This window comes from Streptomyces sp. NPDC054757 (genome assembly GCF_053612185.1).
The window spans coordinates 145,736-167,391 of sequence record NZ_JBSHBW010000008.1 but is presented as its reverse complement, the minus strand read 5'-3'; the positions used below and the strand labels follow the sequence as shown (position 1 = coordinate 167,391).

At 70.8% G+C, this 21,656-nt stretch carries 6 protein-coding genes and 1 pseudogene; all 7 read right to left on the bottom strand.

Going from position 1 to position 21,656, the window contains the following annotated elements; all coding sequences use genetic code 11:
- Positions 1–6: 6 nt before the first annotated feature.
- A pseudogene (locus ACWGKJ_RS13285) lies at positions 7–13,989 on the bottom strand (SDR family NAD(P)-dependent oxidoreductase); the annotation flags it as partial.
- Positions 13,990–14,259: 270 nt separating this feature from the next.
- The gene (locus ACWGKJ_RS13280; protein WP_385026028.1) at positions 14,260–15,387 is read right to left on the bottom strand and encodes an HAD-IIIC family phosphatase; all 1,128 of its coding nucleotides are present in this window, start codon (positions 15,385–15,387) and stop codon (positions 14,260–14,262) included.
- A gap of 168 nt (positions 15,388–15,555) precedes the next feature.
- On the bottom strand, positions 15,556–16,677 hold the full coding sequence (locus ACWGKJ_RS13275; protein WP_385026031.1) for an acyl-CoA dehydrogenase family protein: 1,122 nt from the start codon (positions 16,675–16,677) through the stop codon (positions 15,556–15,558).
- A 1-nt stretch (position 16,678) separates the two neighbouring features.
- Positions 16,679–16,960: an acyl carrier protein gene (locus tag ACWGKJ_RS13270; protein ID WP_385026034.1), complete on the bottom strand. Its 282-nt coding sequence runs from the start codon at positions 16,958–16,960 to the stop codon at positions 16,679–16,681.
- Entirely contained in the window at positions 16,957–17,823 is an 867-nt protein-coding gene (locus ACWGKJ_RS13265) for a 3-hydroxyacyl-CoA dehydrogenase family protein (RefSeq protein ID WP_385026037.1), read from the bottom strand. Before ACWGKJ_RS13265 ends, ACWGKJ_RS13270 begins: the two co-directional genes overlap by 4 nt.
- A gap of 102 nt (positions 17,824–17,925) precedes the next feature.
- Positions 17,926–20,811 carry a condensation domain-containing protein gene (locus ACWGKJ_RS13260; protein WP_385026040.1) on the bottom strand — a complete coding sequence of 962 codons (2,886 nt, stop codon included), beginning with the start codon at positions 20,809–20,811 and terminating at the stop codon, positions 17,926–17,928.
- A gap of 5 nt (positions 20,812–20,816) precedes the next feature.
- The gene (locus ACWGKJ_RS13255; RefSeq protein WP_385026043.1) at positions 20,817–21,653 is read right to left on the bottom strand and encodes a hypothetical protein; all 837 of its coding nucleotides are present in this window, start codon (positions 21,651–21,653) and stop codon (positions 20,817–20,819) included.
- Between the last annotated feature and the right edge of the window lie 3 nt (positions 21,654–21,656).

Sequence of the window (21,656 nt, the reverse complement as noted above, 5' to 3'; positions counted from 1 at the left end):
ACGTACTCAGAGCCCGAGCTGGTTGTCGATGAAGTCGAACATGTCGTCGTCGCTGGCCGACTGGATACGGTCGGCGACCGAGGTGCCGTCGTCGTCACCGTCGTCGGTTCCGGCGGTCCCGTTCAGCGTGCCCAGAATGTCTTTGAGCCGGGCAGTGACCCGTAGCCGCGCGGCCTCGTCGGCCATCAGCCCGGCGATCGCAGCCTCGATCCGGTCGAGTCCGGAGTGGGCCGCGAGCGCGTCCGATTCCTCGGACGCGGAGCCGAGCATCTCCTCGGCGAGGTAGCCGCCCAGCGCAGCCGGGCTCGGGTGGTCGAAGACCACGGTGGGCGGCAGCCGCAGCCCGGTGGCGCTGTTCAGACGGTTGCGCAGTTCGACGGCGGTGAGCGAGTCGAAGCCGACGTCGCGGAAGGAGCGGGCCGCGTCCAGGCGGCCGGGCCCGGACATGCCCAGCACCTGGGCGGACTGCGCCAGGACCAGGTCCCGCAGGGTCTCAAGGGCCTCGCTCCGGTCCAGCAGGCCCAGCTGCTCGGCGAGCCGCTGCTGTGCTTCGGCCTGCCCCGGGACGCTGCGCCGCCCGTCGACTGCCGGACGGGCGGGCCCGCCTGCGTGCGGACCGCGTACCAGCCCGGAGAACAGGGGCGGGACTTCGCCGGTACGGTGCAGCGCGGCCGGGTCCAACTCGGCGGCCACCAGCAGTGGTTCCACTCGGCCCCTTGCGGAGTCCAGCACGGCGAGTCCGCGCGCGTCGGTGAGTGGCAGCAGCCCCTGCCGGGCCAGTCGCTGACGTTCGGCGTCGGTGAGCTGCCCGGCCATGCCGGACTCCCAGGGTCCCCAGGCCAGCGAAACAGCGGGCAGTCCCTGCTGGTGGCGGTGCGCGGCCAGGGCGTCGAGGAAGGTGTTGCCCGCCGCGTAATTGGCCTGCCCGGCGTTACCCACCACGCCAGCGACGGACGAGAACAGCACAAAGGTGTCCAGCTCCATGCCCAGATCCCGGGTCACCTCATGCAGATTCCAGGCAGCATCCACCTTCGGCCTCAGCACCGCCCCCAACCGCTCCAGGGAGAGCAAACCGACGATCCCGTCATCCAGCACCCCAGCCGCATGCACCACACCCGTCAGCGACACACCCTTGAGAACATCCACAAGCTGCTCCCGGTCACCCACATCACAAGCAGCGACAGTGACCCGAACACCCAACCCATCCAGATCACCGACAAGATCCGGCATCCCCGGGGCCTCCCCACCACGCCGGGAAACCAGCACCAGGTGATCCGCCTGCCCACTCTCCGCCAGATGCCGCGCCACCAGACCACCCAGCACCCCGGAGGCACCGGTCACCAGCACGGTGCCCGGCCGGGTCGTACGGGTCGCGACTTCGTCGGACGGTGTTGCACCGGACCCAAGGTCTCTATGAACGGCTGTTGTTGTCGCTGGTGTTGTCGCTGGTGTTGTCGTACTGATCGATGCCGTACGGGTCAGTCTGGGCACCCGGATCTGTCCGTCCCGGAGCACCCACTGCGGCTCGCCCAGCTCCACGCCGGCGCTCAGCCAGCCGGCCAGCTCGGCATCGGGGACGGACGTGTCGTCCACGTCGGCCAGCAGGATCCGGCCGGGGTTCTCCGTCTGCGCCACCCGTATCAGGCCCCAGACCGGGGCAGCAGTCAGCTCCACCGCGGCCTCAGGTCCAGCATCCACCGCACACTCGGTCACCACCAGCAGCCGCGCACCGGACAGCACATCCGCCGCCAGCCACTGCTGCACCAGCTCCAGTACATCCGCTGCGGTCCGATGCGCCGCAGCCACAACACCCTTTACCTCCGGTGGAGTTGCGGCCCGTACTACGACAGTACGGGGGACCTCGGCACCGGCCTCGACCGCCTCAACCAACGTCGGAAGGTCCGGGTACGCCGTGGCGCCCGGGACGTTCTCGCCGAGCACGGCCCACGGGACCGCCGCCTCGCCGGAACCACTCGCCGCCACCGCAGCGGGCACCCACTCCACCGTGAACAGGCCATCAGAGGGACCGGCAGTGGCAGCAAGGTCGAACAGCTTCAGGGTCAGGCCGCCGACGGCGGCGATCGGTGCGCCGTCGGTGTCCGCGAGGGTCAGGGAGAGAGCGTCGCCCTGTGTGTCGACCCGGACACGGGCCACCCGCGCATTGGTCGCATACAACTCAACATCCCGCCACGCAAACGGCACCTCCAGCCCGCCCGCACGCTCCCCAACACCCACACTCACATGCAACGCCGCATCCAACAGGGCCGGATGCAACCCGAACCCCTCCACCGCCACATCCTCCGACAGCGCAACCTCAGCGAACAGCTCCGCACCACGACGCCAAGCCGCCCGCACACCCTGGAACACCGGGCCATAGCCAAGACCACGCTCCGCCAAACCCGGGTAGAAGCTCTCCAGATCAACGACCTCCGCACCGGACGGCGGCCACTGAGCCAACCCGTCTGGCACTTCGGCAGCCACCCCGGCCGGAGCAAGCACACCTACCGCATGACGCGTCCACTCCCCCTCCGGCGAAACATCCTCGTCCTGGGCATGAATGCTGACCGCACGGTGACCGGACTCATCCGGTACCTCCACCGTCACCTGCACCCGCACCCCACCAACCGAGGGCAGCACAAGCGGCACCTCGCTCAGCAGCTCATCGACGCGCGAGCAGCCCACCTCGTCCCCGGCCCGCACCGCCAACTCCACCAACGCAGCACCCGGCACCACCACCCGACCCGCCACCACATGATCCGCAAGCCACGACTGCGAGGACAAGGACAGACGTCCCGTCAACACCACACCACCAGCAGACAGCGCTACCGCAGCACCCAACAGTGGGTGGCCAACGGCCGATTGGCCCAACTCCGCCGCGTCCGAACGGGCGGAGGGGGTCGGTAGCCAGTAGCGCTGCCGTTGGAAGGCGTAGGTGGGCAGGCCGATACGGTGTGCACCCGTGCCCGTATAGAGCTTCTCCCAGTCCACTGGTACTCCGCGTACGAACGCCTTCGCCAGCGCGGTCAGCAGCGCCCTCGCCTCATCACGGCCCCGGCGCAACACCGGCAACCACACCTCATCGGGAGCCTCGCCCTCGGTGCGGGTCTGCGGTCCCATGCCGGAGAGGACACCATCCGGGCCGATTTCAACGAAGGTGCGCACCCCGGTCTCACGCATCGCGTCGACGGCATCGGCGAACCGGACCGCTTCACGCACATGCCGCACCCAGTACGACGGATCCATCACCTCATCCGCCACGGGACGACCCGTCAACGCCGACACCATCGCCAACCGCGGCTTCTGATAGGCGACTTCAGCGACCGTCGCGGCGAACTCCTCAAGCATCGGCTCCATCAACGGCGAATGGAACGCATGCGACACCCGCAGACGACGCGTCCGCGCACCAGCCTCTGCCAACACCTCCGCAGCCGCCAACACCTCACCCTCGACACCGGAAAGCACCACCGCACGCGGCCCGTTGACCGCAGCCACACCCACACCCGGACAGGCCACAATCACCTCACGCACCCGCTCCTCGGAAGCCTCCACCGCCACCATCGCCCCACCCACAGGCAGGCCCTGCATCAAACGACCACGAGCAGCCACCACCGCACAGGCATCCCCCAACGACCACACACCCGCCACATGAGCAGCGGCCAGCTCACCAATGGAATGCCCCGCCACCACCTGCGGAACAACACCCCACGACTCCAGCAACCGGAAAAGTGCCACCTCGATCGCGAACAGCGCGGGCTGCGCCCACACCGTCGCATCAACACTTCCGCCACCCGGCCAGGACACCTCACCCTCACCGCGCACCACCGCAGCGAGCGAACCCTCAACATGCCCCGACAGACCCGCACACACCTCATCAAACGCCCCCGCAAACACCGGGAAGGCTTCATACAACTGCTGGCCCATACCGACACGCTGAGCGCCCTGACCGGTAAAGACAAAGCCGAGCTTGCCCGCACTACCGTCCGCAGCACCGCTCACCACGCCCGGCAGCTCACGGCCATCCGCCAACCCACCCAACCCGGCGGCCAGTTCATCGCGATCCGAGCCAAGGACCACGGCCCGGTGCTCCAACACCGCACGCGAAGAAGCCAACGACCAGCCCACATCCACCGGCCGCACACCCGCATCCCGCCCCACGAACTCCGCCAACCGGCCGGCCTGCCCCGCCAGACCCGCCACCGAACGACCCGAAACCACCCACGGCACCACCGGCAACACCACACCACCGGCCTCGCTCAGAGGAGCGTCCCAGGAAGCAGAAGCCCGCTCGTCAACCGGAGCCTCTTCGATGATCACGTGCGCGTTGGTGCCGGAGAACCCGAAGGACGACACCCCGGCACGACGCGGACGCCCACCCGTCTCAGGCCACGGCACCGGCTCAGTAACCAGCCGCACCGCCCCCGCATCCCAGTCCACATGCGAGGACGGGCTCTCCGCATGGAGCGTGGCAGGAACCAAGCCGTGCTCCATCGCGGCCACCATCTTCACGATGCCCGCCACACCCGCAGCGGCCTGGGCGTGACCGATGTTCGACTTCACCGAACCCAGCAGCAGCGGCCGGCCATCGGGCCGCTCCCGTCCGTAGGTCTCCAACAGTGCTTGTGTTTCGATCGGATCACCCAGGCGTGTTCCCGTGCCGTGGCCCTCCACCACGTCCACATCGGCGGGTGCCAGATCCGCATCGGCCAATGCCGCCCGGATCACCCGCTGTTGGGAGGGGCCGTTGGGTGCGGTGAGGCCGTTGGACGCACCGTCCTGATTGACGGCCGACCCACGTACCACCGCAAGCACCTTGTGACCGTTCCGCCGGGCATCCGAGAGCCGCTCCAGCACCAGGACACCGACACCCTCACCCCAGCCGGTACCGTCCGCGCCCTCTGCATACGCCTTGCAGCGACCGTCCGACGCGAGCCCACGCTGGCGCGAGAAGTCGATGAACGTGCCGGGGGTGGACATCACCGTCACCCCGCCGGCCAGCGCCAGCGTGCTCTCCCCCGACCGCAGCGACCGGGCAGCCAGATGGAGCGCCACCAGTGAGGAGGAACACGCCGTGTCCACCGTCACCGCCGGGCCCTCAAGGCCCAGCGCATAGGCCACCCGGCCGGAGGCCACCGAACCCATACCGCCGGTGCCGAGGTACCCCTCGGCCTCCTCCGGCACGGCATGCCAGGGCAGGTAGTCGTGGTAAAAGAGCCCCGCGAACACGCCGGTTCCGCTGCCCCGCAGCCCGGTGGGGTCGATGCCGGCGTTCTCCAGCGCCTCCCAGGAGGTCTCAAGCAGCAGCCGCTGCTGCGGGTCCATCACCAGAGCCTCACGCGGGCTGACCCCGAAGAACTCCGCGTCGAACGTAGCCGCGTCGTAGAGGAATCCGCCCTCCCCCGAGACGCTTTTGCCCATGGCGTCCGGGTCCGGGTCCACCAAGTCCTCGGCCCATCCACGGTCCGACGGGAAGGGGCCGATCGCGTCGCCGCGCGACTCCACCAGCTGCCACAGCCCCTCGGGGGATGACACCCCACCAGGGAACCGGCACCCCATGCCGACGATGACGACCGGATCGTCGTCCACACGTGCGCCGCCGGCCACCGGGGCGGTGCCGGGGGCCGGTACGCCGACGTCCTCGCCGAGCAGTTCGGCTCGTACGTATTCCGCCAGCGCGGCGGGGGTGGGGTGGTCGAATACGGCGGTGGCCGGAAGTCGTAGACCCGTCGTCCTGTTCAGCCGGTTGCGCAGCTCGACCGAGGTCAACGAGTCGAAGCCGGTGTCCCGGAAGGAGCGTCCGGACTCGACGGACTCCGGCCCTGCCATCCCCAGGACCAGCGCGGCCTCCGTCGCCACCAGGTGGAGGACGGTCTCGGACCGCTCGTCGGGGCCGAGCCCGGCGAGCCGTCCAGCCAGCGTGTTCCGGCCATCGGCGGCCGGCTCGGCGGCCGTGCGGCGGACGGGCTGTCGGCCGCTGCGCGTTCCCGGCAGCAGTCCGGAGAGCAACGGGGGCACCTCTCCGGCGCTGCGCAGCGCGGCCGGGTCGAATCCAGCGGTGACCAGCAGGGCGCTGTCGGTACGGACGGCGGCGTCCAGCAGGGCCAGCCCGGCCGGTGCGGACAGCGGCCGCAGCCCCTGTCGGGACATCCGGTGCCGGTCCACATCGTTCAGAGCGCGGACCATGCCGGACTCCCAGGGTCCCCAGGCCAGCGAAACAGCGGGCAGACCCTGCTGATGGCGGTACGCGGCCAGGGCGTCGAGGAAGGTGTTGCCCGCCGCGTAATTGGCCTGCCCGGCGTTACCCACCACGCCCGCGACGGACGAGAACAGCACAAAGGTGTCCAGCGCCATGCCCAGATCCCGGGTCACCTCATGCAAATTCCAGGCCGCATCCACCTTCGGCCTCAGTACCGCCCCCAACCGCTCCAGGGAGAGCAAACCGACGATCCCGTCATCCAGCACCCCAGCCGCATGTACGACGCCTGTCAGCGGCACATCCCTGAGCACTTCCGCGAGCTGCTCCCGGTCGCCCACATCACAAGCAGCGACAGTGACCCGAACACCCAACCCATCCAGATCACCGACAAGATCCGGCATCCCCGGGGCCTCCCCACCACGCCGGGAGACCAGCACCAGGTGATCCGCCTGCCCACTCTCCGCCAGATGCCGCGCCACCAGACCACCCAGCACCCCGGAGGCACCGGTCACCAGCACGGCGCCCGGCCGGTGCTCCCCTTCCGGGGACGGAGGCGAGGACGGCAGACGTACCAGCCGTGGCACTCGAATTCTGCCGCCCCGCACCACGAACTGCGGCTCGTCCAGGGCCACTCCGGCCAGCAGCCGGTCGGCTGTCTCGTCGGTGGAGACCTCGTCCACGTCGGCCAGCAGGATCCGGCCGGGGTTCTCCGTCTGCGCCACCCGTATCAGGCCCCAGACCGGGGCGGCAGCCAGCTCCACCGGTGCCTCGGGGCCGGCGTCCACCGCACGCTCGGTCACCACCAGCAGCCGCGCACCGGACAGCACATCCGCCGCCAGCCACTGCTGCACCAGCTCCAGTACATCCGCTGCGGTCCGATGCACCGCAGCCACAACACCCTCGGGGCCGGCTGCCGACAGGGCCGGGGCCACCACGGTCCGAGGGACCTTTGCCCCCGCTTCGACCGCCTTCACCAGTGCCGCCACATCCTGGTACGCCACCGCTCCCGGGATCCCGGACCCGGCGCCGGCCGTTCCGCCGAGCACCACCCACCGGTCGCCGGCCGGCTCCGACTCCCTCTCCTCTGCGGGCTGGGTCTCTGGGGCGGGAACCCACTGGATCCCGTACAGGCCATCATCTGCTTCGGCAGTGGGAGCCGTGAACGACCGCAGGGTCAGGCCGCCGACGGCGGCGATCGGTGCGCCGTCGGTGTCCGCGAGGGTCAGGGAGAGAGCCTCGCCCTGCGTGTCGACCCGGACACGGGCCACCCGCGCATTGGTCGCGTACAACTCAACATCCCGCCACGCAAACGGCACCTCCAGCCCGCCCGCACGCTCCCCAACACCCACACTCACATGCAACGCCGCATCCAACAGGGCCGGATGCAACCCGAACCCCTCCACCGCCACATCCTCCGACAGCGCAACCTCAGCGAACAGCTCCGCACCACGACGCCAAGCCGCCCGCACACCCTGGAACACCGGGCCATAGCCAAGACCACGCTCCGCCAAACCCGGGTAGAAGCCAGCCAGATCGAGGGCCTCCGCATCAGCCGGAGGCCACTGAGCCAACCTGTCTGGCACTTCGGCAGCCACCCCGGCCGGAGCAAGCACACCCGCCGCATGACGCGTCCACTGCCCTACCCGCGAAACGTCCTCGTCCTGGGCATGAATGCTGACCGCACGGTGACCGGACTCATCCGGTACCTCCACCGTCACCTGCACCCGCACCCCACCAACCGAGGGCAGCACGAGGGGCGCTTCACTCAGCAGCTCATCGACCCGCGAACAACCCACCTCGTCCCCGGCCCGCACCGCCAACTCCACCAACGCAGCACCTGGCACCACCACCCGACCCGCCACCACATGATCCGCAAGCCACGACTGCGAGGACAAGGACAACCGCCCCGTCAACACCACACCACCACCCGCAGACAGCACTACTACAGCGCCCAACAGCGGATGCCCCGGAGATGCCAGACCAAGATCCTCAGCACGACTGTCACTGGCCGCGTCCAACCAGAAACGCTGCCGCTGGAAGGCATAGGTCGGCAGGTCAACACGGCGTGCACCGGTACCGGCATAGACGTTCTGCCAGCCCACCGGCACTCCGTGTACGAACGCCTTCGCCAGGGCGGTCAGCAGCGCCCTCGGCTCATCACGGCCCCGGCGCAGCACCGGCAACCACACCTCATCGGATGTGTCACCCTCGGCACGCGTTTGCGGCCCCATCCCACACAGCACACCGTCCGGGCCAAGCTCCAGGAAGGTGCCCACCCCGGTTTCGCGCATCGCCTCGACAGCATCCGCGAACCGGACGGCCTCACGCACATGCCGCACCCAATACGACGGATCGGCCACCTCGTCCGCGACAGGGCGACCGGTCAACGCCGACACCATCGCCAGCCTCGGCCGGTGGAAGGTGACCTGACCAACCACCTCGGCGAACTCTTCCAGCATCGGCTCCATCAACGGCGAATGGAACGCATGCGACACCCGCAGACGACGCGTCCGCGCACCAGCCAGCGCCAACACCTCCGCAGCCGCCAACACCTCACCCTCGACACCGGACAGCACCACCGCACGCGGACCGTTGACCGCAGCCACATCCACACCCGGACAGGCCACAATCACCTCACGCACCCGCTCCTCGGAAGCCTCCACCGCCACCATCGCCCCACCCACAGGCAGGCCCTGCATCAAACGACCACGAGCAGCCACCACCGCACAGGCATCCCCCAACGACCACACACCCGCCACATGAGCAGCGGCCAGCTCACCAATGGAATGCCCCGCCACCACCTGCGGAACAACACCCCACGACTCCAGAAGCCGAAACAACGCCACCTCTACGGCAAACAACGCAGGCTGCGCCCACACCGTCGCATCAACACTTCCGCCACCAGGCCAGGACACCTCACCCTCACCCCGAACCACCGCGGCAAGGGAACCCTCCACATGCCCGGACAGCCCCGCACACACCTCATCGAAGGCCGACGCGAACACCGGAAACGCCTTATACAACTGGCCGCCCATACCCAGACGCTGAGCACCCTGACCGGTAAAGACAAAGCCGAGCCTGCCCGCAGCCCCCGCAACCCCGCTCACCAGGCCGGGAAGTTCCCGGCCCTCCGCCAACCCGTTTACCCCGGCCATCAGTTCATCGCGGTCCGCACCCAACACCACCGCCCGGTGCTCCAGCACCGCACGCGAAGACGCCAACGACCAGCCCACATCCACCGGCCGCACACCCGCATCCCGCTCCACGAACTCCGCGAGCCGGCCGGCCTGCCCCGCCAGACCCGCCACCGAACGACCCGAAACCACCCACGGCACCACCGGCAACACCACACCACCCACACCAGAGGCATCCCCCGGGGCAGAAGCCCGCTCGTCAACCGGAGCCTCTTCGATGATCACGTGCGCGTTGGTGCCGCTGATACCGAACGAGGAGACGCCCGCACGCCGCGCACGGTCCTCCCTCATCAGCCACGGGACCGACTCGGTCGCGAGGCGCACCGCGCCCGCGTCCCAGTCCACGTGCGAGGACGGCTCATCGGCGTGCAGGGTCTTCGGCAACTCCCCGTGTTGCAGGGCCAGTACGAGCTTCATGACGCCCGCCACGCCTGCGGCCGACTGGGCGTGGCCGATGTTGGACTTCACCGACCCCAGCCAGAGCGGCCGGTCTTCCGGACGGTCCTGGCCGTAGGTCGCCAGCAGGGCCTGCGCCTCGATCGGGTCGCCCAGCGGGGTTCCCGTGCCGTGCCCCTCGACCACGTCCACATCGGCGGACGCAAGCCCCGCATCGGCCAACGCCGCCCGGATCACCCGCTGCTGCGACGGACCGTTCGGGGCCGTGAGGCCGTTGGACGCACCGTCCTGGTTGACGGCGCTGCCGCGCACCACCGCCAACACCTTGTGACCGTTCCGCCGGGCATCCGAGAGCCGCTCCAGCACCAGGACACCGGCGCCTTCCGCCATTCCCATGCCGTCCGCCCGGTCCGAGTACGCCTTGCAGCGCCCGTCGGCGGACAGCCCCTGTTGGCGGCTGAACCAGTTCAGCCACGACATGGTGGCGTGCACGGTGATGCCGCCCGCGAGGGCCAGCGAGCACTCGCCGGAACGCAGCGACCGGGCGGCCAGGTGGAGCGCCACAAGCGAGGAGGAGCACGCCGTGTCCACGGTCAGCGCGGGACCTTCTAGTCCGAGCGTGTAGGCGATACGGCCGGAGATCACGCTGGGCGTGATACCCGTCTGCAGATGGCCTTCGAGTTCTGCGGGCGCGTGGGTTCCGTACCCGGACGGGGAGGCGCCCGCGAATACGCCGGTCGCCGAGCCTCGCAGGCGCCCCGGGTCGATGCCCGCCCGCTCGATGGCTTCCCAGGAAAGTTCGAGCAACAGGCGTTGCTGCGGATCCATCGCCAGCGCCTCACGCGGGCTGATCCCGAAGAACTGGGCGTCGAACTCACCTGCTCCGGTGATGAAACCGCCTGCGCGGGTGGTGAGTGTGCCGGGCAGCTCCCCGGCCGGATCAGGCAGCGGGGCGAGATCCCAGCCGCGGTCGCCGGGAAGTTCCCCGACTGCGTCACCGCCGTCGGCCAGCAGGTCCCACAGCTGCTCCGGGCTGCTGACGCCGCCGGAGAGACGGCAGCTCATCGCCACGATCGCGATGGGCTCGTCCGGGTCCACGGGCGTCCGGACAGGGACGGCGGTCTCGCCCGGACGGTCGTGGCCCAGCGCTTCCCCGCGCAGGAACGCGGAGAGCAGCAGCGGCGTCGGGTGATCGAAGATCAGTGTGGTGGGCAGCCGCGTGGAGACCGCTGCGCCCAGCCGGTTGCGCAGGTCGACACCGGTCACGGAATCGAAGCCCAGCTCCTTGAAGGTGCGCGCGGGGTCGAGGGCCTGCGACGATGTGTGTCCGAGTACGGCTGCGGCGTGCGTCCTGATCAGGTCCAGGACCAGCTGCTCCCGCTCGGATTCCGGCTGCCCGGCGAGCTGCCCCAGAAGTTCTGCGGCGGCGGGGCGGGAGTCGGTCGCCGCAGCCGTGTCGTCTGTGGTCTCCGGTACCTTGCTCGCTTGCGAGGACCATCCGGCGTCGAGCCAGTAGCGCTTGTGCTGGAAGGCGTACGTCGGCAACTCGACCCGCTCACCGGCGGACAGTACCGCGCGCCAGTCGACCGGCGCCCCACCCACGAACGCCTCGGCCTGCGAGGTCAGCAGACGTGCCTCGCCGCCCTCGTCGCGGCGCAGCGTCCCGCAGACGACGCCCGGTACGACACCGGGGCCGGCCTCCTGCGCGACCTCTTCCAGGGTGTCGTTCATCGCGCCCAGCAGCACCGGGTGCGGGGTCACCTCGATGAAGAGCTGGTGTCCGCGGCCCGCCAGGGCCCGTACCGTGCGGTCGAAGTGGACCGTGGCACGGAGGCTGCGGAACCAGTAGCCCGCGTCCAGCTCCTCACCGGTCAGGGTCTCGCCGGTCATCGCGGAGACCATCGGGACACGACCCCGACGCGGAGTGATCGCGGCCAGGGCCGTGGTGATCTCCTTCTCCAGGCGGTCCACCTGAGCGGAGTGCGAGGCGTAGTCCACCGCCACCATCCGCGCCCTGGCACCCTCGGCCTCGAACTCCGCCTTCAGCTCCTCAAGCGCGTCCGGCTCACCCGAAACCACCGTCGCCGAAGGCCCGTTGACCGCCGCCAGCGACGCACGCTCACCGAAGCGGACAAGACGCTCCTCGACCTCGGAGGCCGGGCGGCTGATCGAGAGCATCCCGCCCGCACCAGCAAGCACCTTCAGGGACTTCGAACGCAGCGCCACCACCCGGGCGCCATCCTCAAGGGACAACATCCCCGCAACCGTCGCCGCCGCGATCTCCCCCTGCGAATGCCCGACCACAGCCTCCGGGGCGACACCGGCCGCCTCCCACACCGCAGCCAACGACACCATCACCGCCCACAGAGCAGGCTGAACCACATCAGCCGCCTCCAACGCGGGCGCACCCTCCGCCCCCGCCAGTACGTCGTCCAACGACCAGTCCACGTACGGCGAGAGCGCCTCGGCACACTCACCCAGCCGCGCCGCGAACACCGGCGAAACCCCCGCCAGCTCACACCCCATCCCCACCCACTGCGAACCCTGACCCGCGAACGCGAACACCGAGCGGGAGCCCGAGCGGGCCACCCCGGAGACCACCGAACCCGAAGGCACACCGGCCGCCAGACTCTCCAGCCCGGCCACCAGCTCCGTACCGTCACCGCCCACCACCACAGCCCGGTGCTCGAACACCGAGCGCGTCGTCGCCAACGACCACGCCACATCAGCCGATTCCAGCTCCGGGCGGGCAGCCACCCACGCCCCCAGCCGCTCCCCCTGCCCCGCGAGCCCCGCAGCAGAACGCCCCGACACCACCCACGGCACCACCGCACCGGCACCCGATACCAGTGGCGTCGGAGGCTGCCCGGCACCGTCCTCCACCGGGGCCATGACCGCCGGGGGCTCCTCCAGGAGCAGGTGGACGTTGGTGCCGCCGAGGCCGAAGCCGGAGACGCCGGCTCGGCGGGTGCGCGCACCGGCCGGCCACGGGGCCGGAGCGGTCAGCAGCCGCACCCCGCCGGATGCCCAGTCCACCCAGGGGGTCGGCTCGTCCGAATGCAGTGTCGCGGGGAGTTCGCCGTGCCGCAGGGCGAGCACCATCTTGATCACGCCTGCCACGCCCGCGGCGGCCTGGGGGTGGCCGATGTTGGACTTCACCGAGCCCAGCCACAGCGAGCCGCGCTCGCCGCGCTCCTGGCCGTAGGTGGCCAGCAGCGCCTGCGCCTCGATCGGATCACCCAGCCTCGTACCGGTCCCGTGCGCCTCCACCACGTCCACATCGGCGGGCGTGAGGCCTGCGTCGGCCAGGGCGCGGCGGATGACGGCCTCCTGGGCCGTGCCGTTCGGTACGGTCAGCCCCTCGCCGGCGCCGTCCGAGTTGATGGCCGAACCGCGCAGCACGGCCAGTACGGAGTGGCCGTTGCGTACGGCGTCGGACAGCCGCTCCAGGACGAGCAGGCCGACACCTTCCGACCACACCGTGCCATCGGCGGCGGCCGAGAAGGGCCGGCACACCCCGTCCGCCGACAGCGCCCGGAGCCCGCTGAACGCGACGAAGTTCCTCGGAGTGGCCATCACGGACACCCCGCCGGCCAGGGCCAGCGAACAGTCGCCGGACCGCAGCGCCTGCACCGCGAGGTGGACGGCGACCAGGGAGCTGGAGGCTGAGGTGTCCACGGTGAGCGAGGGGCCGTGCAGCCCCAGCAGGTAGGAGAGCCGGCCGGACATCACCCCGGGTGAAGTGCCGGTGAACAGATGGCCCTTGACGCTCCCCGGTGCGCTCTGCAGCCTGGGACCGTACTCCCGAGGCTCGGCGCCGACGAACACGCCGGTGCGGGAGCCGCGGATGTCCGACGGGACGATGGCGGCGCTCTCCAGTGCCTCCCAGGACGCCTCAAGGAGCACCCGCTGCTGGGGGTCCATGGACAGCGCCTCGCGCGGCGGGATGCCGAAGAACGCGGCGTCGAAACCGGTGGCGTCGTCGAGGAACCCGCCGCGAGTGAGGTACGTCGTCCCGGCGCCGTCCGGGTCCTCGCCGTACAGGGAGTCCAGGTTCCAGTCCCGGTCCTCCGGGAAGCCGGAGAGCCCGTTGCGGCCTTCGGCCAGCAGCCCCCACAGGTCCTCGGGCGAACGGACCCCGCCGGGGTAGCGGCAGCTCATACCGACGATCGCCAAAGGCTCCGCGCCGGATGCGGCGGTGTCTCTCAGGGCCGGCCCATCGGTCTCGTTCACAAGTCCCTCGGTATTCCGGAAGTTGACTGCGGTACCCCGCCGCCGGTCCTCCGGCCGGAAAGGGGGCCGGACGACCGGATGGCTGCGGCGGAGAGGCTCGACGGAAGGGGCAGAAAGTGGAGCGGGAGGGTCCGTCGGATCGGCCGCGACCCCGGTCGGTGGGCCCGTGCGCGGGCCCGGTGGCCCCGGTCGGTGGGCCCGGTCAGCGGCCCTGGTACGCGGGCCGCCGCGACCTTCGCACCGTCAGCCGACGGGATCCTTCTCCCCGGTGTGTGCGCCGGTGTGTGCGGCCAGGTCCGGGGCGGTCAGGTCCGGGGCGGTCAGCTTCATCGTGGACGGTGCCTCGCGGCGGTCGGCGTGCAGGTGCAGCTGCTGGACGCCCTCCCCGGCGGGCTCGCCGAGCACGGCGAGGCAGGCACAGGAGTCGTCGGCGAAGCCGGCGAACCGGTAGGCGATGTCCATCATGCGGTTGCGTTCGGTGCGCCGGAAGTCGGCGGCGAGGTGCGCACCGGCCCGTGCCGCCTGATCGATGAGCCAGTTGAGCAGCACCGAGCCTGCGCCGAAGCTGACCACCCTGCAGGATGTGGCCAGCAGCTTGAGGTGCCACAGCTCCGGGTGGCGGTCCAGGAGGAGCACGCCGACCGCGCCGTGCGGGCCGAAGCGGTCGGTCAGGGTGACGGTCAGCACCTCGTGGTCCGCGTCGGACAGCAGAGCCCGCAGCGTGGCGTCCGAGTAGTGCACACCGGTCGCGTTCATCTGGCTGGTGCGCAGGGTGAGTTCCTCGACCCGGGAGAGGTCCTCCTCGTCGGCCCGCTTGATCGTCATGACCAGGTCGAGGCTGCGCAGGAAGTCCTCGTCGGGGCCGTTGAACGTCTCCTTCTCGGCCTCCCGGCGGGCGCCCGCCTGGTACATCTCGCGGCGGCGGCGGGCGTCGACGGTGACGGTCTCCGGGGTGAACTCGGGCAGCCCGGAGAGTGCGGTGGCCTGCTCGGCCGGATAGCACCGGACGTCGGGGGCGCCGTAGTTGACCTCGGCGCGCTCGGTCGGCTGGTCGTCGATGAACGCGATGGTCCGCTCGGCGAAGTTCAGCCGCTCGGCTATCTCCCGGACCGCGTCGGACTTGCGGCCCCAGCCGATCCGGGGCTGTACGAAGTACTCGGCGAGGCCCAGCTCCTCCAGGCGCTTCCAGGCCAGGTCGTAGTCGTTCTTGCTGGACACCGAGTGCAGGATGCCCCGGGAGTCCAGCTCCACCAGGGTGTCCAGGATCCCGGGGAACGGTTCGACTTCCGGGTCCTCCAGCAGGGTGCCGTCCCAGACGGTGTTGTCCAGGTCCCAGACCAGGCACTTCACGAGAGTTGGCTTGTCGGCCACGGGGTCTCCTACGGGCTTCGCTCGCGTCAGGGTCTTGCGGGCCGGCGGACGCGAGCCGAGGGGTGGAATCGGACGGACGGGGATGGTGGGACGGGCGGGAACGGTGGGACGGACAGGGGCGGTGGGACGGGCGCCGGAGCCGGCACCGGTGTGCGCGGCCCGGCGGTGTCAGCCGGCCTTGGTGCCGGACAGCACGTGGTCGGCGAGGATCAGCCGGCAGATCTCGTTGCTGCCCTCGATCAGCTCCATGAGCTTGGCGTCCCGGAAAGCGCGGGCCACCACGTGCCCGTCAGCGGCGCCGGTCGAGCCGAGCAGCTGGACGGCGGTTGCGGCGCTCCGGGCGGCCTGCTGGGCGCCGACGTGCTTGGCGAGGACCGCCATGGCGCCCATGTCCGGGGCCGCCGCGTCCCACTGCCGGCTGGCGTGCTCGCAGGCGCGGAGCGCGACCTGTTCGGCGACCAGCAGGTCGGAGAGGTGCCCGCGTACCAGCTGGTGCTCGGCGAGCGCCACATCTCCCTGGTGCCGTTGCCTCACGTGCCGGGCCGCGGCCTCCAGGCAGGCCCGCAGGATGCCGACGCAGCCCCAGCCGATGGACATCCGCCCGTAGGAGAGCGCCGTCGTGAACAGCATGGACAGCGGCTGTCCGCCGCCTCCGAGCACGTGCGTGGCGGGCAGCCGGACGTTGTCGAGGCGGATGTCGGCGTGCCCGGCGGCCCGGCAGCCCATGGGGTGCGGCACCGGTTCGATGTGCACGCCGGGCGCGTCGACGGGGACGACCGCGGCGGCGGCGCCGTCACCGTCCCCGTACCGGCCGACGATCAGCACGAAGTCGGCGTACCGGGTGCCGGTGACCCACTTCTTCGCGCCGTCCACGACGAACCCGTCGCCTTCTGCCTTGATCCTCGTGCGCATGGCCGCCAGGTCGCTGCCCGCGCCGGGCTCGCTGAAGCCGACCGCGGTGAGCTTCCCGCCGGTCAGCTCGGCGAGCAGGGCACGTCGCTGGGAGCGGTCGCCGAAACGCTGGACGGTCCAGGCCACGATGCCCTGCGAGGTCATCACCGACCGCAGCGAACTGCACAGGCTGCCCACGTGGGCGGTGAGTTCCCCGTTGGCGGAGCTGCTCAGGCCGAGGCCGCCGAAGCTCGCCGGGACCTGCGCGCAGAGCAGGCCGCGGGCGCCCAGCGTGCGCAGTACATCGACGGGCAGCTCACCCTCGACGTCCCAGCCGGCTGCCCGGTCGCCGACGAGCTCGCTGACCAGCGCGCGCTCGTCGTACAGGAGTTCCGGCATCTCAGTCCGCCTCCGCCGTGCCCTGCAGGCGCAGCACGAGGTCGGTCATGGTCTGCACGGTGCGGAAGTTGTCCAGCTTGAGGTCGCCGCCGACGATGGCGATGTCGTACGCCTCCTCAAGGTGGACGACGAGCTGCATGGCGAACATGGAGGAGACCATGCCGGAGGAGAACAGGTCCTGATCCGGCTCGACGGTGGTCTGGATCCGCTCGGAGAGGAAGCCGAGCAGCTCCTTGTGCAGGGTCTCCGCGGTGAGCGTGCTGGTTTCGCCTTCGACGGTCATGAGGCGACCTTTCCGTAGTCGTAGAAGCCCCGGCCGGTCTTCCGGCCGAGGTCGCCGTCCCGCACTTTGGCGAGCAGCAGGTCACAGGGGCGGCAACTCTCGTCCCCACGGCGCTCGTAGAGCACGTTGAGGGAGTCGACCAGGTTCTCCAGGCCGATGAGGTCGCCGGTGCGCAGGGGTCCTGTCGAGTGGCCCAGACAGCCCTGCAGCAGGTTGTCCACCGTCTCGACGGACGCCACGCCCTCCTGGACGAGCATGGCCGCGGTGTTGATCAGCGGGTGCAGCAGCCGGTTGATCACGAATCCCGCGGAGTCCTCGATGACGAGGGACTCCCGGCCGAGGAGGGTGAGCAGCGCGGTGGCGCGTTCCAGGACGTCGGGGGAGGTACGCGGGCCGCGGATGACCTCGACCATCTTGATCATGTACGCGGGGTTCATGAAGTGCACGCCCAGGAGGTCCTCGGGGCGTGCCGTCCATGCGGCCATCTCGTCGATCGGGATGCAGGAGGTGTTGGAGATCAGGGTGGTGCCGGGCGTGACGAGCTTGGAGGCCGCGCTGAGCACCTCCTTCTTGACCTCGGCGACCTCGGTGACGGCTTCGACGACGGTGTCGGCGTCCGCGATGTCGTCCAGCGACGCGGTGAGCGTCAGCGTGCCCTGCGGGCGGCCTTCCGGCAGCACACCCATCAGCTGGGCGTGCCGCAGCTTCTGCCGCACGGTGCCGCGCGCCTGGTCGAGTGCGGTCTCGTCCACCTCGACCAGGACGACGTCGACGCCATGGCCGAGTGCCAGTGCCGAGATGTTCGTGCCCATCACGCCGGCGCCGATGACGGCGAGCCGGTGCTCATCGAAAGCAGTGCTCATGGTCTCTTTCCTGGGTTCGGTGGGCCCGGTCGCGTCGGTGGGCCCGGTTACGGGCGGCCGGTTCTCTCCTGGCGGTGCTGCCGGGGCCCTGCTTGTTCCGGTTCACCCGCGCACCCTCGCGGCGAGGGCAGCGGGGGTCGGGTGCTTGAAGACGTCGCGCAGCCGGAGGGCGGTACCGGTGAGGTCCTCGACCTTCTGCGTCAGCACGGCGGCGAGCAGCGAGTGGCCGCCCGAGTCGAAGAAGTTGGTCTGCGCGGTGGCCTCGGTGTCCAGGAGCTGCTGCCAGATCCCGACGAGGTCACGGACGAGCGGGTCGTCCGCGGCGGTGTCATCCGCGGTGTCATCGGCGGCGGTGCCCGCGGTGGCTTCCGTGCGGGCCTGCCAGCTGAGGGTGCCGTCCGGGTGCCACTGGGCGAGCCGGCCGGTGCGGTGGTGGCGTCCGTACCCGGGGTGGTCCGGGAAGGCAAGGCCGCCGGCGTCGTCCAGGGCCAGGCCGGTTCCGGCGACGCACAGTTCGCCGCGTACGCCGACGGGCAGCTCCCGTCCGTCGCGGGCGGCGACGAACGCCCGGGTGTTGCCGATCGGCCGGCCCCTGCGGGTGTCCTCGGGGGTGGTGACCCGGCCCGAGAGGGCCCAGCCGGTGGTCTCCTGGGCGCCGTAGCCGCAGTACAGCCGGCAGTCGGCGGCGAGCAGTTCCTTCGCGGCCCGCGCGGACAGCTCGTCGCCGGGGGCGAAGACCGTCAGTCCGGACAGCCGGCCACCGAGTTCCTCCAGCAGCCCGGGCGGGGTACCGGGCGGGACCGCGAGGACGCTCGCCCCGTGCCGCTCGGCGACCGCATGCCGCTCGGCGACCACGTGCAGCGCGGTGGCGTCGGTGCGGGCCTCATCGGGTGCGATGACGAGCCGGGCTCCGGCGCTCAGCGCCAGGGCGGTGTCGAAGAGCGCGTCGAAGGTGCCGGGCCGGGCGATGCTCAGCACGCAGGTGCCGGGCCCGACGCCGAGTTCCCGGGCGAAGTGGCCTGCGGTGTCCGCGATTCCGGCGTGGCTCAGTACGGTTCCTGCCGGTTGCCCCGCGTCCGCCGGGGCGGTCAGCCGGCAGGCGGGTGCGTCCGGTTCGGCCCCGGCGCCGTGCCGCGCGACGGTCGCTCCGGGCTGCTCCGGGCCGCTCTCCGGGAAGGCGGGCTCCGCGCCGCTCTCCGGGAACGCGGGCAGTGGCAGGACCGGGGGCAGCTCGGCCTCTGCGGGCAGCTGTACCGCGGCCCCGGCCAGTACAGCTTTCACCCCGGGCCGTGTCATCTGCTCCGTCAGCAGGGCCGGTTCTGCTCCGGGGTGGAGCGGGAGGCAGACCGCGCCGGCCCGCCAGCAGCCGAGGAGCGCGGCGGCCGTCCCGTCCGGCGGCCCCGCGACCGCCACCACGTCCGCGGCCTGTACCCCGGCGTCCGTCAGCAGCTGGTGTACGGCGTCGGCCGCGGTGTCCAACTGGCCGTAGGTGACCGTGCGTTCGCCGTCGAGTACGGCCGGGCTCGCCGGTCGGCTGCGTGCGTGGTGGAGGAAAGCCCCGTCCACGGTGGCGTGTTGGCCGACAGTCGCGGTGTCGTTGGCCCGGTCGACCGTGGCGCGGTCGGCCTCGCTCCAGCCCGCCTTGCCGCCGAGTGGCAGGTCCGGGTCCTCGGCGGCCGTGACGAGCAGCGCCTCGAACCGGGCCAGCAGGGCCTCCGCGTCGGCGCGGGTCAGCGTCTCGGAGTAGCGCAGCATCAGCTCGGCGCCGGCCGGGGAGCCGACGAGTTCCAGGTCGAACTTGCTGTGCGGGTTCTCCACCGTCAGCAGCCGGGCCGGCATCCCGTCCACCCTCAGCTCGCCGACCGGGGCGCCCGGGAGGAAGTTGAACAGGTGCCGGAAGAGCTGGGTCTCCCAGGACGTACCGATCCCCGGCAGTTCACCGGCGAGTTCGTCCACGGGGGTGCGGGCGTGGGCCATCGAGCCGAGGAAGGCGTCCCTGGCCTGGCGGGCGAGGTCCCGGAAGCTCGCGGCGAGGTTCACCCGGATCCGGATCGGGACGACGTTGACGTGGTATCCGATGGCGCCGGTGCTCGCCCCGCGGACGTCCACCGGGGAGCCGATGACCAGGTCGGGGCCTGCGCCGTGGGAGGCGAGCAGGGCGGCGTAGGCGGCGAGCATCACGGCGCCCACCGGCGCCCGTACGGCACGCTGCAACCGGACCGCTGCCTGCTGTGCTTCGGTGCCGAGCGCCCGGGTGACGCTCTCCCCGGTGAGCATCGGCTGCCGGCCGCGCGGAGTGCCGCACCACAGGCCCAGGCTTGCGGGGTCGAAGCCGTCCAGGGTGCGGCGCCAGTGGTCGAGGTCGGCGGGGCGCGGCTCGGACTCGGCCAGGGCCGGGATCGGTGCCATGGCCTCATCCGGCACCGGCCGGCCGGCCGCGACGGCTTCGTAGACCGGGAGCAGCGCCTCCAGCAGGACGCCGGCCGAGACCATGTCGAACACCAAGTGGTGCACGGCCACACAGAGCACATCGCCGTCGGCGACGGTGGCGGTGCCGACCCGGATCAGGGGGCGGCCGTCGAGCCGGAAGGGGTGGTCGACGAAGGCGGTCAGGTCATCCGCCAGCGGCCCGCCGGTCAGCTCCAGCGGCTCCATGGGGACGGCGAACTCCCCGGCCGGTACGACCTCCCTGACCAGATCGGCGCCGCTCGCCCGGAACACGGTGCGCAGCACCTCGAACCGGCCGGCCACCACGGCCAGGGCCGCGCTCAGCACGTCCGGCCGGAGCCGGCCGCTCACCAGGAGCGCCAGCCCCAGATTGTTCACCCCGGTGTCGGGGACCAGTTGCTCCAGCAGCCAGAGGGCCTTCTCCTTGTTGGTGGTGGCCCTGGTGTGCGCGCCCGCGTTCGTGGCGGCCCTGGTGTGTGCACCCGCCGGTTCCGGAGCGTATTCCGGGACGGGTAGTGACGGGTCCGGCAGAGAGTTCATGTCGGTCAGAATTCAGCGTTGGCGAGAAGGGCGCGCACGGTCGATTCGTCCCGCAGAAGTTCGGCGTGGCCGATGTCGACGGGTATGCGCCGGCCGATTGTCTCGACGGCGTTCACGACGGTGGTGGCTCCGGTCTTCTCCAATTCGGCGTAGTCGGCCGATGTGAAGCCGAGCGCACCGTTCCAGGCCCGTGCCGGGTCGACCTGGGACGAGGCGGAGAGCCAGGTCATGTACGACTCGAAAAGCAGCACCATCTCTTCGCAGCGGGATTCGGAGAGTCCGATCCGCCGGAATGCCGAACCGGCCATGCCCCGGTACAGCTCGACCATCTGCCCGGCAGCATCCGCCATACCGATCGACGGGGCGGCGACGATCTCGGCTGCCTGCTTCCGTCCCTGCTCCGCCTCTTCCGTGCTGAGCACCGGGCCCGCCTGGCCGATCATCTTGTGCATCTCGGACTCCAGCAGCTGCAGATCGGCGAGTTGAGCGTCGAACAGCACCACCTGGGGCATCCTGCCCTGCGCTTCGGCCAGCCGCTCGGCGACCCGGCCCGCGTAGACGGCGCCGACACAGTATCCGAGCACCGCCACGACCTCGTGCTTCTCCCAGTCGCCCGACCGCATCCAGTGGTCGGTGTAGAAGTCGCCCGACGGCCTGTCGGACAGCCGCACCGGCGGCGGCGAGGTCTGCAGGAACCCGTGGCCGGACCAGGCGGAGCCCATCCCCTCCACGAGGTCCTCGAAGCCCGCCTCGTGACGTCCGGCCGCGGGGAAGTCGACGCCGAGTATCAGGGAATTCGAGACGGGCTCGGTTATGACACTCCAGGCGTTCTCGTTCGGCACTTT

Bases quoted from the DNA above. Each gene is read 5' to 3' on its own strand.
- ACWGKJ_RS13275 (WP_385026031.1), bottom strand. From the start codon at position 16,677: ATGCCGGAACTCCTGTACGACGAGCGCGCGCTGGTCAGCGAGCTCGTC.
- ACWGKJ_RS13270 (WP_385026034.1), bottom strand. From the start codon at position 16,960: ATGACCGTCGAAGGCGAAACCAGCACGCTCACCGCGGAGACCCTGCAC.
- ACWGKJ_RS13265 (WP_385026037.1), bottom strand. From the start codon at position 17,823: ATGAGCACTGCTTTCGATGAGCACCGGCTCGCCGTCATCGGCGCCGGC.
- ACWGKJ_RS13260 (WP_385026040.1), bottom strand. From the start codon at position 20,811: ATGAACTCTCTGCCGGACCCGTCACTACCCGTCCCGGAATACGCTCCG.